At 58.7% G+C, this 16,107-nt stretch carries 13 protein-coding genes; 7 read left to right on the top strand and 6 right to left on the bottom strand.

What is annotated here, in order from left to right; genetic code table 11:
* Window positions 1-154: 154 nt before the first annotated feature.
* Together SH410x_RS24750 and SH410x_RS24745 are read left to right on the top strand one after the other, a co-directional pair.
* Window positions 155-379 carry a hypothetical protein gene (locus tag SH410x_RS24750; RefSeq protein ID WP_473671718.1) on the top strand — a complete coding sequence of 75 codons (225 nt, stop codon included), beginning with the start codon at window positions 155-157 and terminating at the stop codon, window positions 377-379.
* A gap of 115 nt (window positions 380-494) precedes the next feature.
* Window positions 495-800: a BON domain-containing protein gene (locus tag SH410x_RS24745; RefSeq protein ID WP_473671716.1), complete on the top strand. Its 306-nt coding sequence runs from the start codon at window positions 495-497 to the stop codon at window positions 798-800.
* Between the two features lie 77 nt (window positions 801-877).
* On the opposite strand, the gene SH410x_RS24740 is transcribed toward SH410x_RS24745, so the two are convergent.
* Window positions 878-2,803 carry a glucosamine-6-phosphate deaminase gene (locus SH410x_RS24740; protein WP_473671714.1) on the bottom strand — a complete coding sequence of 642 codons (1,926 nt, stop codon included), beginning with the start codon at window positions 2,801-2,803 and terminating at the stop codon, window positions 878-880.
* Between the two features lie 2 nt (window positions 2,804-2,805).
* Entirely contained in the window at window positions 2,806-3,864 is a 1,059-nt protein-coding gene (locus SH410x_RS24735; protein WP_473671712.1) for an ROK family protein, read from the bottom strand.
* Window positions 3,865-3,951: 87 nt separating this feature from the next.
* Between SH410x_RS24735 and SH410x_RS24730 the strand changes: the two genes are divergently transcribed.
* Complete coding sequence (locus tag SH410x_RS24730; protein WP_473671711.1) at window positions 3,952-5,400, top strand: sulfatase; 1,449 nt, start codon at window positions 3,952-3,954, stop codon at window positions 5,398-5,400.
* A 146-nt stretch (window positions 5,401-5,546) separates the two neighbouring features.
* Window positions 5,547-6,968, top strand: a complete 1,422-nt coding sequence (locus SH410x_RS24725) for a pyridoxal phosphate-dependent decarboxylase family protein (RefSeq protein WP_473671709.1) — start codon at window positions 5,547-5,549, stop codon at window positions 6,966-6,968.
* 6 nt (window positions 6,969-6,974) lie between these two features.
* Here the strand turns inward: SH410x_RS24725 and SH410x_RS24720 are convergent, their stop codons facing one another.
* A complete protein-coding gene (locus SH410x_RS24720; protein ID WP_473671708.1) occupies window positions 6,975-8,822 on the bottom strand; it encodes an APC family permease in 1,848 nt (615 codons plus the stop codon).
* A 307-nt stretch (window positions 8,823-9,129) separates the two neighbouring features.
* On the opposite strand from SH410x_RS24720, the gene SH410x_RS24715 reads away from it, so the two are divergent.
* Window positions 9,130-9,852, top strand: coding sequence for a hypothetical protein (locus SH410x_RS24715; protein ID WP_473671706.1), 723 nt, complete (start codon window positions 9,130-9,132; stop codon window positions 9,850-9,852).
* Window positions 9,853-9,870: 18 nt separating this feature from the next.
* Here SH410x_RS24715 and SH410x_RS24710 read toward each other — a convergent pair whose 3' ends face one another.
* Window positions 9,871-10,242, bottom strand: coding sequence for a response regulator (locus SH410x_RS24710; RefSeq protein WP_473671704.1), 372 nt, complete (start codon window positions 10,240-10,242; stop codon window positions 9,871-9,873).
* Window positions 10,243-10,519: 277 nt separating this feature from the next.
* Here SH410x_RS24710 and SH410x_RS24705 point away from each other — a divergent pair, with 277 nt between their 5' ends.
* Window positions 10,520-12,013, top strand: a complete 1,494-nt coding sequence (locus SH410x_RS24705; RefSeq protein WP_473671702.1) for a Gfo/Idh/MocA family protein — start codon at window positions 10,520-10,522, stop codon at window positions 12,011-12,013.
* Window positions 12,014-12,108: 95 nt separating this feature from the next.
* Here the strand turns inward: SH410x_RS24705 and SH410x_RS24700 are convergent, their stop codons facing one another.
* Window positions 12,109-13,416, bottom strand: coding sequence for a hypothetical protein (locus SH410x_RS24700; protein ID WP_473670264.1), 1,308 nt, complete (start codon window positions 13,414-13,416; stop codon window positions 12,109-12,111).
* Entirely contained in the window at window positions 13,397-13,759 is a 363-nt protein-coding gene (locus tag SH410x_RS24695; protein ID WP_473670265.1) for a hypothetical protein, read from the bottom strand. Before SH410x_RS24695 ends, SH410x_RS24700 begins: the two co-directional genes overlap by 20 nt.
* A gap of 411 nt (window positions 13,760-14,170) precedes the next feature.
* Between SH410x_RS24695 and SH410x_RS24690 the strand changes: the two genes are divergently transcribed.
* On the top strand, window positions 14,171-15,952 hold the full coding sequence (locus SH410x_RS24690; protein ID WP_473671700.1) for a hypothetical protein: 1,782 nt from the start codon (window positions 14,171-14,173) through the stop codon (window positions 15,950-15,952).
* Window positions 15,953-16,107: the final 155 nt, after the last annotated feature.

Genomic DNA, 16,107 nt, shown 5'->3' with positions numbered 1-16,107 from the left:
ATTGCCTGTGGGCCGATTGGACGCCGGAGAACCAGTATTCGGTATGGATTTTGCGTTGCTCGTGAATGTGATTCGTAACGAAGGGCTGTTCCCTGTGACCACCATCGGCCGGTACGGTGCCCTCCCGCCCCCAAACCCTCTGTCGAGAATTCCCATGATCCCGTTTCGCTTTCGAATCCAATTTGTTGCTTTGTCGCTCGTTCTGAGCTGTTTTGTCTTGGCCAGCACGGGGTGTCAGCCACCTCGGGGGCAGGCGATTACCACTGAAGACGGGGAGGTCGCCACCGATTTCTCCGCCGACATGATCGACGACGGGACCCCCGTGGCCGCAGAGGATCAGGTCAAGGCTGAAGACGGCGACGAAGCGTCTCAAGAATAGTTGTAAAGAGCCTAATACGAGAGCTCCGAGCGCAGCAACCGAATTTGGCCCTGCCACGGTTGCGAGCACGGATGAATCCTTGTCGTGTGGGCATTGGCATCGGAGTCAAAAGTTCATGGATCAGACAGTTCCCGTTCGCCCAGCCACCCCTGTGCGAAGTGAAACAATCGTCGATGCGGCAACGCGCCGGGTCGAGGCAATCGAGGAGTCCGTGCACGCGTCGCTGCGCAGTAGTGGTCGTCAGCCCATCGCGAGCCTCCTGTGTGATTGCTTCGTCTCGGCGGACGATCACGTGACGGTGACGCTCCGCGGACGGTTGCCATCGTTCTATTTGAACCAACTCGCCCAAGAACTCGTCCGCCGCGTGCCGGGTGTCCACCAGGTCCGCAATCGCGTGCAGGTGGACCACGGGAGCACTTGAGCGTGTGCACGCTCTTGCGGTTTTGCTGCAGAGCCCACGGTAGCCCACGGTAGCCCACGGCAGCTCGGGTTCGGTGATTAAAGCTCGATTCCCGACTGCCCGTCCCAGCGTACAAAGCCTTCGATAGCGGCGTATTCGGCGAGCCCGAGGGCGTCGTAGCGGCGGGCGGTGTCAGCGTTGCGAGCTTCGGCACGCTGCCAGAACTCGCGCGCGTCGCTGCCGGGGAATAGGGCGCGGTCTTTTTGCGATTGGTGTTTGAAGATTGCCATGCGTTTGCGCTGCACTTCCTCAGGGCTCAACGGCACTGCCATCTCAATTTGATGTGGCGCCCATTCTTGCCACGCACCCCGGTATAGCCAAACCGCAGCGGACGTGTACCACGGATCGTCTTGGCATCGCAGGCACGACTGCAGAATGACTGACAAACAGGTGCGGTGCGTGCCGTGCGGATCCGAGAGATCGCCGGCCGCGTAGATTTGATGTGGCTGGATTCGCTGCAATAAATCAATTGTGATTTTTAGATCAGCTTCCGAGATCGGCATCTTTTTCACGCGTCCGGTTTGATAGAACGGCAGGTCGAGAAAATGCAGATGCTCGTCCGCGACGCCGCAGCATCTCGCCCCCTCTCGCGCTTCGCTGCGTCGAATCAGTCCCTTGATATTCTGTACCTGCTCACTATCGATCTGGCCGGCCTTCTTATTTCGTAAAAAGGTGTCGACATGGTCGGCGAGTTCATTGAGTCCGGTCGGCTGTAGATCGAACCGCCGGCAGAAGTCTTCGACGAATTCCGAGTAACGCAGTGCGTCTTCGTCAAAGACCGCGATGTTGCCGGAGGTTTGATAGGCAACGTGCACCTCGTGGCCTTGATCGACCAAGCGGATCAACGTGCCGCCCATCGAGATCACGTCATCGTCGGGGTGTGGCGAGAAGAGGACAATACGTTTGGGGAAGATGTCGTCGCGGTTACCGGGGCGGTCACCAACCTGTTTGGCGTGTGCGGGTTTTCCGCCCGGCCAACCGGTGATCGTCGAATGCAGATGACGGAATATTCTCAGGTTGATGTCATAGGCGCTGCCGTGGGCGGCAAGGAGGTCTTGCAACCCCTGCTCGTTGTAGTCGGCATCCGTCAATTTTAAGATCGCTTTGCCGGTCGCCTCGGATAGATCGATCACCGCGCGACGAATCGTGGTGTCATCCCACGCGACTTCCCCGAGTAGCCAGGGACTTTGCACACGAGTCAGGTTCGACGCTGCCGCCGCATCGAGCAGCAGCACCGTGGCGGGATGATTCTGCAAGAACGTGGATGGGACGCTTGCTCCTGCAAATCCCTCGACGGTACGTTTGACGATGTCCGCTTTGCCTTCACCGAAGGCGAGTAGTAGGATTCGTTTCGCTTCGAGAATCGTCCCGACTCCCATCGTGAGCGCGTGACGCGGCACATTTTCGGCGCCAAAGAAGTCGCTCGCCGCATCCGTTCGCGTGATTTGATCGAGCGTGATCATGCGTGTCCGGCAGCCACGATCCGAGCCCGGTTCGTTCACGCCAATGTGTCCGGCCCGGTTGATGCCGAGCAATTGCAGTTCGATTCCGCCCAGGTCTCGAATGGCCTGCTCGAAATCCTGGCAATGCTTGGCGACCTCATCGCGGGGTAGCGACCCGTCGAGCAAGTGGATTTGAGCGGTGGGGATATCGACCTGCTCGAACAGGTGCTCATGCATGAACCTCGCCACACTCTGCAGCTCGAGTGGCTGCATCGGAAAGAATTCATCTAAATTAAACGTGAACACATTGGCGAATGACAGCGATTCTTCGCGGTGCATTCGCACCAGTTCCTGGTAGACGTTCACCGGGGAAGACCCTGAGACGAGCCCCAGCACACAGGGGCGGTTCTGCTCGCTGCACAGGCGGATCAATGCCGCGATTTCCTGAGCTGCCGCGATGCTGGCGTCGGATGCACGGTCAAAGATTCGGCAAGGAATTCGTTCGTTGGAATTGGCAATCATTTTCAGTCTGAATGGTTCGCAATTTGAATGGATGCATCCGCAGCAGCTTGTTTGGCAACGAGTGCAGCACCGAGGATCCCAGCATCGTTACCCAGAGATGCGAAATCGACAATGAGATGTCTGCCAACTTGCGCCAAGGTTGTTTCTCGGACCGTACTGCGTATGTGCTCGATAAATCGGGCACCCGTCGGTGTGTCTGGGCCACCGAATGTCATCGCGCCACCGAGCAAGACGACCGCGGGATCGACCACCTGGGCCATCAATCCAATTCCCGCACCCACGAAGCGAGCTGTCTCGTCAATCACTTCTTGGCAAATGGCGTTGCCGGCGGCGGCTTGCTCGGCAATCTCGCGGGGTGTGACATTTTCGGAGGACAGGCATTCTGGTGCCGTCGCTGCCGGTTGGGATGCGTACGCGGCATGCAGCCTCGCAACGACGCCTCCCGATCCCGCGTAAGATTCTAAGTGGCCACGACTACCACAGGTACATCGCACCGCGTCATCGCCGAAGCGAATCGCGATATGCCCGAGTTCGCCTGCACACCCGTGGTCGCCGCTATGCGGATAACCGCCGACCACAACGCCGCAACCAATCCCTGTACCGAGTGTCACCAGCGCCAGCGAGTGCGTGCCCAGGCCCCGCCGCGAATGCTCGGCGAGCGCGGCCGCATTGGCGTCATTGACCACCATGGTCGGGACGCCAGCGGCATCGAACAACAGACGCAGTAATGGCTGATCGAGCCAACCGGGCAGGTTCACGACCTCACGCAATGCCATCGCCGAGGTATCGAGGACACCGGGAACTGCCAGCCCGACGCCATGCAAGGTCTGATTGCCCCCGAGCAAGTCCAGTTGCTCGGCCGCGAACTTCATCGCATGCTCAAATACCCGCGTGGGGGTCTCCAGCGATGGGGTCGGCGTCGAGGATTGTGCGAGAATTTGGCCGCCGCCGCTGACGACCCCCAGTTTGACGTTCGTCCCACCGACATCGATGCCGAGGTAGACTGGCTGTTCCGCGTTTGACGTTCTAGATCGCGTATCCGAAAATTCGGGCTGGGACATCAGTTAAATAGCATGGTAGATAGAAAGCAAACGTGGGGAGTGCGTCATACTCTAACCAAAATTTCTCCGGTGATGAACGAGCAGGACATGATATTTAATTCCGTGCTGTTGAAAACGAACGTACTCGTGATCGCGTTGGCGGGGACGGTCGCCTACCAACCGGTTGCCGCCGCACAGCCACATATCGTCTATATCAATGCCGATGATCTGGGGTTGATGGACGTGGGTTACAACGATCCCGTCTTCCGCACCCCCAATATTGACCGACTGGCAAAGCAAGGGATGGTGTTCACCAGCGCCTATGCACCCGCGGCCAACTGTGCCCCCAGTCGTGCGTGCGTGCACAGCGGCCAGTGGACGCCGCGGCATGGCGTCTACACGGTGGGCACGTCCGAACGCGGCAACGCCAAGACTCGCCGGCTGATTCCGGTCGAGAACACCAGTTCCTTGACGCCCGCGGTCGTCACCATGGCGGAGGCTCTGAAGGCCGGCGGGTACCGAACGATTCATCTGGGCAAGTACCACATCGGCAAGGATCCTCTGCAGGATGGGTTTGACGTGAATGTCGGTGGCGATCACAGCGGCAGTCCATCGGGAGGCTATTATTCGCCGTGGTCCAAGGGCGCGATGGCGAAATGGACGCGTGAAGTGGATGCCCACACGCACCGTGTGGACGTGTTTGCCAAGGAAGCCGTTGACTTTATGGAGGCCAATCAGGGCGAGCCGATGTTCATTCACTTCTCGCCCTACCTCGTTCACTCGCCGCTGACGGCGGTTCCCGAATATGTGGATCACTATCAACGCAGCGGCATCAATGCCACCTACGGGTCGATGGTCGAAAAGATTGACGAGTCGATCGGCAAACTGCTCGCGGCGATCGATCGTCTCGAGTTGGCGGACTCAACGCTCGTCGTTTTCTCATCCGATAACGGGGGCATCGCGGCGATTCATTCCCAGCATCCGCTGCGTGGTGGAAAAGGTTCGTACTACGAAGGCGGGGTGCGTGAGCCGCTTGTGATGCGGTGGCCGGGCAAGATCGCATCGGGGACAGCCTGCGACGAAACCGTCAACACGATGGACCTGTACCCAACGTTTCTCGCGGCCGCGGGAATAAGTCGCCCGGATGGTCTCACGCTCGACGGTGTGAGTCTGATGCCGCTGATGACCGGCGTCGGAGCGTGGGAACCGGTGCCACAGTACTGGCACTTCCCCATCTACTTGCAGGCCTACGATGGCCGGAGGGATGACGCACGCGATCCGCTCTACCGCACCCGCCCTGGCTCCGCGATGAGAAGTGGCCAGTGGAAGCTGCACGAATATTTCGAGGACGGTGTGCTGGAACTCTACGACCTGAGCAGCGATCCGGGGGAACGCAAGAATCTCGCTGACGCGATGCCAGAAAAAACCGCGGAACTGCACGGACAACTGGTACAGTGGCGCCAGCGGACGGGGGCTCCGGTGCCGGCTGAGCAAAACCCCCAATTTGATGCCGCGAAGGAAATGAACGCGATCCAGAAAGCAAGAACAACTGAGTAGCTGCGTCTTTTCAAGGCTCGGTTCAGCGCCTCGGTGAGAACACGGCTACTCAATGGCCTCGGTCGATGACCGAACACTTTCCAACGTTGGGATGTTGCAGTCGCCGGGCAGCGAACTCCACCGCCCACTCGTAGACCCTGAATCGAATGTTTCACTCGCAAACACATCCCTTGGAGCCAAACGCGGACGAGATGCGATCGGCTACTCAGCTCGTGATCGATCTGTTGATCGACATGACCGAAGCGATCGAGAACAGTCCCGCATCGGGAAAAGATCTCAGTGCCGAGTGCTTGGACGACGTTTCCCGACCACCGGCCGATGAACCGGGGGAACTACCTGATCTGCTGGAGAGGGTCCGTCACGCTGCCGAGCAGAGCTACCAGACATCGGGGCCGAGCTATCTGGCTTATGTTCCCTCCGGTGGCATCTTCACGTCGGCGTTGGCGGAGTTTCTGGCCAGCGGTTTGAATCGGTATACCGGCAAGGTCAAAACCGCACCGGCACTCGTTGGCTTGGAAGAGAGTGTGCTGCGCTGGATGTGTGATCTGTTCGGGTTTCCCGCCGAATCCCAGGCGTTGCTCACGACCGGCGGTTCGATGGCGAATTTGATCGCCGTGACCACCGCGCGCACGCTCCATGCTGACGGCCAGGTCGACCGGGCAACCCTCTACATCGGCGAACACGCCCACGGTTCGATTGCCAAGGCAGCACGCACGGCGGGAATCTCACGCGAACATGTGCGTGTCATCCGATCTGACGCGGCTCTCCGTTTAGACGCCCAGCATCTGCGGGCGTGTCTCGATGCCGACCGTGGTGCCGGGTTGATTCCCGTCTGCGTTTGTGCCGCTGCGGGAACAACGAATACCGGTACCATTGATCGGCTTGCCGAGATCGGGACGATCGCGCGTCAGTTTCAGGTTTGGTTTCATGTCGATGGTGCGTACGGTGGTCTCTTTCAATTGACGCAGCGGGGCCGCCTTCGTCTCGCGGGAATTGAAATGGCCGATTCGATCACCCTGGACCCGCACAAAACGCTCTTTTTGCCGTTCGGTACCGGGGCGGTCGTCGTTCGTTCACGAGACTTGCTGCACCGCACGTTCGCCGAGCCCGCCGACTACATGCAAGACATCCACGGCGTCCGTGCTCTCGATCGCACCGCCGGACTGCCTGACTTTGACGAGCTTTCGCCCGAACTGACACGTGAGTTTCGCGGCCTGCGGCTGTGGCTTCCGCTGCATCTACATGGCGTCGATGCATTCCGCCAGCAGATCGATGAGAAACTCGATCTCGCCACCGACGCGTTCGATCGGCTTGCCCGAGACGAGCGGCTCGACGTGCCTTGGACACCTGACTTGAGCGTCATCGTTTTCCGGCTCCGAGGCCGCGATAATGCCTCTCAGCTCGAATTCTTGGACCGCATCAATCGCACACAACGCGTCCTGCTCTCCAGTACCCGGATTGGCGGTGACGTGTATCTGCGTCTGGCCATCTTGTCCGTCCGCACTCACGCCGAACGAGTGAACGAAGCTCTGGAGATTATCTCGTTGGCCGCGGGCGAGGCGAGTTGACTCGGATCAGATGATTAATCGCACGCCTCCAAAGTCTTCCAAGCGATGTTTCATGCTATCACCGGTAGGAGAACCAATGAACATCAGGTTGGTGGGGATATTCCATTCCTTGGCCAGGGAAATGATCTTTTCAGGAGTGAACTCCCCTTCCACCTTGACGTATTCGATATCGATTTCAGGATAGGCTTCATCGAGAAATTGGATCTGTTCGGCCAACATTGAGGGGATCTCACTCGGGTCTCGATAGAGTGTCACAAACTTCACTTTATCGGTGTGCTCGTTGTCCTGGATGTACTGAATTACTTTATTCAAGTTCGGTAGATGATCACCGCGGGTGAAGAAGATAATCCGCTGCGAGCGAATGTGATCGAGCAGCTCGTGGATGCGATGGTCAAACTGGTTGACGCGGCGATGAGCGATCCCCCACCATGCTGCTGAGCTGCGGTCATGGTGCTCGATCGCTTCGTTTTTCTCTTTCCTGACTTTGCCGCGAACCTCGTCGACAAAGAACACCAACAGCTCCAGTATCTCCACTCGCGTTAACATCACGGTGACGAACAAGACCGTCGGCACGAGATACTCTAGAAACACGATCAGGTAGCTCTGGTTCAGCCGCGCATTGCCCATGATGGCGATCCCGACAGCCGCGAACGCAACGAGCACCGTGAAATAGGAGGCGTGCGACGGCCGCGGTAATTTGGCCCGCTTGATTTTCAACAATAAGTTGCCGATTGCAAAGAGAGCCATCACGGAAAGGAATGACAGCGTGTAGACCGCGGCGAGCGACTTCAGCTCACCCTTGGTGATCAATAACACGGACACGCACAGGAGAAAAAATAATGAGATGATTCGATGCGGTGTGTGGCGACGATTTTCCTTTAACAGGAATCGTGGCAGGCAACGGTCGAGCGTCATTCGCTTGATCAAGCCCGTCACGCCGACATAGCTCGTCAGCGTGGCACCGCTGAGCACCAAAACCGCATCGATGCCGATCAACCAAGACAGCCAAGTGCCGCCGGCAACCTCCCCCATGTGTGAGAGCAAATCATTTTGATAGACCCCACGAACCTCGGCGATCGGGACCAACGCGAGGGCCAAGAACGCCATGCCTGGATTGAGCAGTGTGACGGCGATCCACATGTTCCTGAGCGTCTTGGGGAACACACCGTCGGCTTGCTCTTCAACAAAGTTTGCCGAAGACTCAAATCCCGAAATCCCCAGCATCGCTGCCGCGAAACCAAAGAATAGGGCCATGCCAATGCCATTGGGCTCGCGCTGTTGAAGATTGCTCCAGAGCACGTCAGTACCGAGCGCGAAAACAGCGTACCCTCCCACGGCCAGCAACAAGACCATCGAGCCTAAATGGAACAGAAAGATGCCGATGGCAACTTTCGATGACTCCGTGATTCCAATGATCGATAGCACCATGAAAAACGCGAGCAAACCGATCGTGGCCCCGATGACCGGCAGCCCGTTCCACATCGTATGCAAATAGTGCATCGCCTCGTTGGACGAGATCACGGCAGTCGCCATGTAGGAGAGAATCGTCAAGCAGGCGGCAATGGAAGCTCGGTACTTGCTCGTCGTATTCAGGAGTGCATTGTATGCACCGCCGTTGAGCGGCAGCGCACCGACGACTTCGGCATAAATGGCGCGAAATAGATACAGTGTCCCCGCCACCAACAAAAGGCACACGGGCGCCCATCGCCCGGCGTAGACAATCGCCAACGACGACACGTACAGGCACGACGACGTGATATCGTTCCCGCAAATCGCTGTCGACGCGAGCTCGCCGAGTTTGTGAGGGCCGGAGGGTTTGGGGGGCGTCACCGGTGCGGTTGCTTGCTCGCTCATGTGGCTGATTCTACAACATACGTGTGTAAGTTTGTTTGCTAGACCGCGGCGCCCCTCGTTAGCAACGCGAGATCAATAACTGGCGTAGTGGATCTTGTTAAAGATCCATCCAGAACAGGATCTTTAACAAGATCCACTACCGTAAACCCGTCACTTATTGTTCCTGGTGTCCTTAGTTCACATACAACGAAACACGACAGGGACGCAAATTGTGTCATTCGACGAGAGCCTTGGCATGCCGCGTGCTACAATAAGCTTTCACTCACGCTCGTTTCCCGCTCCCGTTTCTCTTCACAGGTTGAGTCCCATGTTCGTCCCAGCGGTTCGTATCGGTTTGTCTGTCGCGATCGTGGTCGCGGCCAGTTTGGCGGGCTCGACCGCCATCGCACAAGGGCTCGGCGGAGGTGGCATGATGGCCGGTGGCGGGGGTTTGGGCGGGGGGCTCGCAGGGGGATCCGGTCTCGGTGGCGGTGGTCGCCTGGCAACCGGCGGCATGATCGGCTCAGGCAGGTACTCAGGTGGCAACCTGAACTCTGGTTACGTGGGGGGCAGCCTGCCCAATTATGGTTTCGGTTATGGGTACGGCCCCAGTGGTTCGGCGTCAGGGGCCTATGGACCCGGCCTCTATGGGATTGGCGGTTACCGCAGCGGATACGGTGCCGGGGGATACCGCCCTGGGTATGGAGTCGGTGGGTATGGAGTCGGTGGCTATGGAGTCGGTGGGTATGGAGTCGGGTACGGGCTGGGCGGGTACGGCACAGGCTATGGGATCAACGGATATGGATTGAGTGGCTACGGCGGTGGATACGGGCTGAGCCGCTACGGATATCCGTCCACCTCCCCGTATTCATCGGCGTACCGAGGTTATTCAACTGCGCCGTCAATGAGCGGTGCGGGCAACTACCGGAGTGGCGCGACACAGTACCGGCCTAGCACGGCACGACGGGTCGATCCGGGCACTGCCGATCTACGCCCAGGCATGGTTCTGCCCGACGGAGCGACGGTGATCTCCGTTGAGCCGATCAAATAGTCACGTCGGCTAGGGTCGCTACGAGAGCCGGCCGAACAGCTCACGCAGGCGGTCGACGTCGACCGGTTTGACCATGTGTTCGTCAAACCCAGACTCAATCGCTTGATCATGATCGGATTGTTGGCCGAGCCCCGTCATGGCGACGAAGTAGGTGTCGTTCAAGTCATCGCGTTTTCGCAGGTGACTGACCAGTTCATAGCCGGTCATCCCTGGCATCGAAATGTCTGAAAAGATCAACTCGGGTTGATACGTATCGAGAAATACAATCGCCTCGGAACCACTTTCGACCGCTTGGACTTCGTGTCCCATTTTTTGCAATAATCGAGTCATCACGATTCGCAGCGGCCGCTGGTCCTCGACGATCAAGATTTTGAATTTCCTTGGTTCCACCACTTTACTCCGCGTTGTCGGTGTCTTTCGCCATTTCGGCCCTCTCGTGAAGATCAACAGTCCCCAGTGGTTCTGACCAGAATTCTCGCACGCAGTTTACCCGAATCCTGATCGACACGCCAACGCATCGCAGAGCATCGGCCGCCGGACAACGACGGCCTCGCGTTGACGCTGGACGGATCCGTTTTAGCGGAATCGCAATGAACACAGTCGATTCGGTTGAGGTATCATGAAGGAGGTTTCACTCACGCGTCCCACGATCCCTTTCTTTGAAAATATGAACTCGCATCTCCACACCAAGATCCAGTCCTCGTCATGCTCCTCGACCGCACGACGCCAGTTCCTCGGTCTTCTTGCCGCCGGTGTCGGCACTGCGGCGTTGCCTGGCGTCGTCGGCGCCGCTGCTGCGAACGATGAGGTCCGCATCGCCCTGCTCGGCGCGGGTGGACGAGGTGGGCAGTTAGCCGGCCCGATCAGCACCACCGCGGGCGCGAAATTGGTGATGGTCGCTGATCCCGAACTAGGCCGCGCCGAAAAAATGGCGGCGCGGTACAACGCGAAAGCCGTCACCGATCTCCGCACGGTGCTGGATTCGGATGACGTCGATGCCGTCGTGATCGCGACCTGCAACCACTGGCACTGTCTGGCCGCAATTTGGGCGATTGAAGCAGGCAAAGACGTGTACGTCGAAAAGCCACTGTCGCACTCTCAATGGGAAGGCCGCCAAGTCGTCGCTGCGGCTCAGAAGCATGGACGGATCGTGCAGCTCGGAACGCAACAGCGCAGCGACCCCATCCAAATGCAAGCCCGCAAGTTTTTGCACGATGATCAGGCACTCGGTCCAGTCAAGTACGTTCAAGCCAACCGGCTTGGGATACGCGGTTCGATCGGTCGCCGCGATACCCCGCTGACGCCTCCCAAAGGACTGGACTACGACTTGTGGGTCGGCCCCGCTGCCGATCAACCCATCTATCGCAATAACCTCCACTACGATTGGCACTGGGACTGGAACACCGGAAACGGCGAAATGGGGAATTGGGGCGTCCACATTCTCGATGACGTTCGCAACGTGGCCTATCAGGACCAAGTGTCGACACCGAGCCGTTTGATCTGCGGTGGTGGCCGGATCGGTTGGGACGACGCCGGCGATACGCCGAACGTGCATTTTGCGCTGTTTGAAACGGAAACGTTCCCGACCGTGATCGCCCTGAGCAACTTGCCGACCAAACCGGGCGCCAAGGGCGTTTGGAAAGCCAAGGGGCAGATGCAAATGGATGCTCCCGCCAGCGGTTACGCTGTTGTCTGCGAAGGTGGAACGTACCTGGGCCAGCGCGGTCACGGCGACGCATTCGATGCCGACGGCAAGCACATCCGCAATTTCAAGGCTGACGTCAGTACCGTCCCGGCACACATTGAAAACTTCGTCGATGCCGTCCGCAGCCGCAACGCAGACAGTTTAGCGGCTCCGATTGAAAATGGTCACTACAGCACGGGTTGGTGCAACCTGGCCAATGTCGCCTTCCGCGCCAGTGAAGCGTTCGATGGCGATCAGCTGACCAACGCCAGCGATCTGCCGCAGTGGCAAGCGATTGTCGGTGACATGACCGCGCCGCTAAGTGGATTTGGTGCCGATACGGGCGATTTGCTGTCCAGCCCGATGCTCGAGCATGATCCCGCAGCGGAGCGTTTTACCGGCGAGCATGCCGATCTTGCTAACTCGTTTTTGCGACGGGAATACCGACCCGGCTTTGAAATCAAGCCCATCGCCTAGCGGCGTGTTTACCGGACTTTTGTCTGCCATCGAACGGGCGTGTTCGATGTCTTCGCGAATGTTGACATGTTGTGCCGGGTGCATGACAGGGTTTGTTAGGTAACTTTGGTTTTGGTCTTGCGATGGCGGAAGCCGTCGTTTCGCTGGCCTCGACGATGCCAGAAGGCGTCTCGGTCGTGCGTTTCGCTCAGGTCGTCCGCTTTGAGCTGCAGTAGTGGCTCAAGCGAATCGTCTCGCCAAAACTTTTCCGTCCCTTTGATCCGCTCGTTGATTTGCTTCTGAGCCGATTCCACGGGCGAGGTGGTCACTGGAAGTCCCGCACGCCGATAACGAGCATACTGCATCCGCGACGCGTTGTTGCTCAGGTAGGTGATGGCCCGACGCAGGTCTTCGGGAACATCTTCGTGACCGGCAGCTTGCTGTTGCATCGCCGTGATGACTCGATCGACATCACCGCTCCACGTCCACTCGAGCCACTGGATATACAACTGCCAGCCATCTTCGATCCGCCCGCAGGATGCGATCGCACCGCCGTAGACGTAAGCCAAGGCGTGCATGATGTCGACGATCGGCGTGTAGTGCGAGAAGTGACTCGACCACAGCGACCAGTTCACTTTCAAGCCGTCGCCCATGAAGGCTTTGATTTTGGCTTTGTTAAAACCACGCCGATACGCCTCGGCCGCCAACGCCAACCCGAGATGATCATATCCCAGTCGGGTCGCAACGATCGTTTGTACCAACGGATCACCGCCGCTCCAACGCTTGTGATCCTTGCGTGACGACTTGCTGTTTTGGCTGGCTGGTTCTGCCGAAGCTGATTGCTTTGATGACGGCTGGCTGTCACGCGATGGCTCACTCTCAGGTTCGCCTGAATCACTTGATGAACCGCTGCTGCGATGGATTTCATTCACTTTGGGAATAATCCACAGCGGATCTTTCAAACATTCTGGGACCTCGGGGTGAGGGTCCACGTCCGATGGCCTGGACTGATACGTTTGCAGCACGCCGGCCTGAGTCTCTCGCCACCAACGGTGCTTTTTGTCGCTCGGTTTGTCCTGCCCCCAAAGCGAATCGCGAATCTGAGCACGACCGCCGTCACCCTGTATCACTGCGGCACGTCCGCTCCAATCATTTGCTGGTGCATCGTGGCTTTGGCCGTGCTGTTGCTCGGGGATGCTCGCGGCGGTGTAGCGATCAATGCTTTGTTGCTGTTCGCCGAGTCGTTCGTTGCCGATGCGAATGGCGATCCGCTGACATTGCTTGGAAGAGATGGTCAGTTCAGCGAGGTCTCGCAGGTTGCGACTGGCCACCGCATAGGAACGGTCTCTCGCTGCGGCGATGGTAACTTTCTGTAGGACTGCGGGCGTTTGCTCGATGTCGATGTCACACTGCAATGTTCTCATCTGAGGGAAAAAAATCGAGGCGGCAAGCCTCGCAATGAGATACGTCGGTTTTGAATTTCACTTGGCCTCGTCTACTTTGCAGCGAGCGATGCTGAGCCTTTTTCGGTGTCATTTCCATACCGCATTTGGGACAGGCGGTCACCGGATCGGCCTCTCGAGACTGCTTGGCGAGCAGTTCGCTCATGACGATTTGCGTGACCCGGTCGACTTCCTCGATGGTCCGTTGCTCGATCGTCATCAAGTTGGCGTTGGCGAGATCGGGAATCCCGCCACCATCGATGAGCCGCTGCATGACGAGGTCAGCGATTTGTTGGGCGGTGGGTGTGGCTGATGCCGATTCCATGGCGATTCCCTCGAAAAGTGTTCTCTAAAGCTCCCAGCCTTCCCGGCTGCACGCCGCAAAGTGTAATTCATATCCAAATTCAAGCCGACCCCAATCCCAGCCGCAAACCCTGTCATGCACCCTGTTGTGCCCCCGGAAAACAATTGGCGTTGTTGCGGGGACGGGAAATTTTGTAGCGTCGACGGGCTACGGGCTGTTCCATGGGCCCGCACTCTGTTTTAGTCGCGACATCATTCGCAAGGTTCCCTCATGCACGCGATCCCATTTCGCCATCGATCTCGACGCTTGTTCTGCTCGCCGTTAGGCCTCCGACGGCGAACAGCGACCTATTCACGGCAGCGTCTCGGGACCGTTCCATTGGCCGTTTGTGGGTTGATTGCGATACTTTCCGGCTGCCAACAGGGACGGCTCATGTCGCCGCTGGCCAGTCAGCGGGTGATGGACAATTCACCACCCTCAGTGCACGGCCCATCGATGGCGGGGCCCGCGCAAGTGCGAGCGGCCAGCCGGATGGGCGAGAGTTCCGCTGCGGCAGAGGGTTCCCCCTCTCAAGTCCGAGTGACCAGTGAAAACGCCGTCCCGGAAACGGAGATTGAGCCCGTCGAACAGCGGTTGGCCACGACCCGCCAAGTCGCCCGCCGCACCGCTGGATCTGAGCCCGCGAAAATTCGCAGAACGATGAGTGAACTGGCGGGGTACACCTCCCCACCGCCCGCGGCCGAATCGCCAGCGGCACTTCCCGATCAAACTCCGCTACCAGACAAGGTCGCTGCCTCGGAAATCGCGCAGGTATCCGCCAGCATGCCGATTGAAACCACGCCCGCGGGACCCTCGCTCGAGCTACCCCAGAACTACAGTGGTGTCGACATCAGCGATCTGATCAATGCTCTCGAAGGTGCACCGCCGGAAATTCAAAAAGCGGCAGTCACCAGGTTGATTGCCAGCGCACGCCGCCGCGCTCGCGAATCCGCACAGCCATGGTCGATCGACCAAGCCTTGGCGGCCGCCTTCGACGAATTGCCCGAGCTGCCGACCGTCGTTCCTGAGCGAGATGTCAAACCGGCGCGAATCGGTATCTCCCAGCCGCCGGCCCCGAGGAACATTGCTATGGTCGGCGCGAGCAACGCAACAAACACGGTCGCAAATGTAGCGGCACAAACAACACTCACGATGGAGCCCGCAATTCAACAGGCGTCACTGGAAACGCTCCCAGAGGCCAAACTTGATGCGATCTTAGATCTTCCCGCCCGTGAGATGCCCCCCGCCGCCGCCGAGATGGGGACCCCCGCTCGCGATTTGCAAGCGTCCGCTCGCCCGATGCAAGCGTCCGCTCGGCTGATGCAAGCGTCCGCCGCAGTCGCGAACCCTCCGCAAAGTATGACGTTCAGCGATCAGGCGGAACCGCTTGCCAGCGTGTCGATGTCCTTCAGTGATGCGTTGGTCCCCACAGCGATTCACAACACGCCCGGGAAATCGAATGGCGCCGCCACGCTCAGTGATGCCGAACTGTTTGATGCTCTCGTCGCCCGCTTGCAAAAGGAGGTCCCGGCCGAGAGTGACTCCGAACGGCATCGCCGCCAAGTCGTCGCCCGTCACCTGATGGTCCTTTCCGGTGACCCCGATCGAGCCGTCGATCACTTGGAAGGCCTGTCCGAAGACGAGGCGCAGTACCTGCGTCACCAATTGCTGGGGCTGTGGAAAATCGTCGATCCCAAGGGGCACCCGGTGCCATCGCATCGGTTCAGTTCCGCACTGCCGGAAATCCGCAAAGCAACCGGGTACTTGGCTGCCGCGAGCGATTCGCTGGAAGTCCGCGCACTTGAATTTTGCACGGAAATCGAGGCCTATGGTCAGATTAAACCCTTCCCGAATCGCCGCTTCGCCGCTGGACAGGAAGTGATTTTGTACTGCGAAATCGACAACTTCGTGGCCAACTCGGTCGAAGGCGGATTTGAGACGCGATTGCGGGGCAGCTACGATCTGCTCGACGCGAGCGGTGAGCGAATCGCCAGCCAAACGCTCCCCGAAGATCACCAAGTGTCCAAGAATCACCTGCGTGACTACTTCATCGCCTACCAGATGTACCTTCCCGAAGCCATCGATCCGGGCCGCTATCAATTGCGTCTGACGATGGAAGACATCCACGGCAAAAAGTACGGTCAAGCCACCGTCGCGTTTGAGATCAAGCGATAGTCGGTCGGCAAACTTGCCGCCCCAGCGGTTTTCACGGTGATTCAAAAATCGCTTGGGATGCTGGGCTCACCGAGATTCATTGGGCGAGCCCAGGTCCACTCATCCGATCCGGTCGTGGGGGCGCTCTGGCCAAGCCGGTAGCTCCCGCCAGGATT

The sequence above is a fragment of the Rhodopirellula sp. SH410 genome, assembly GCF_055811895.1.
This window is presented reverse-complemented; position numbering and strand designations above follow the sequence as displayed.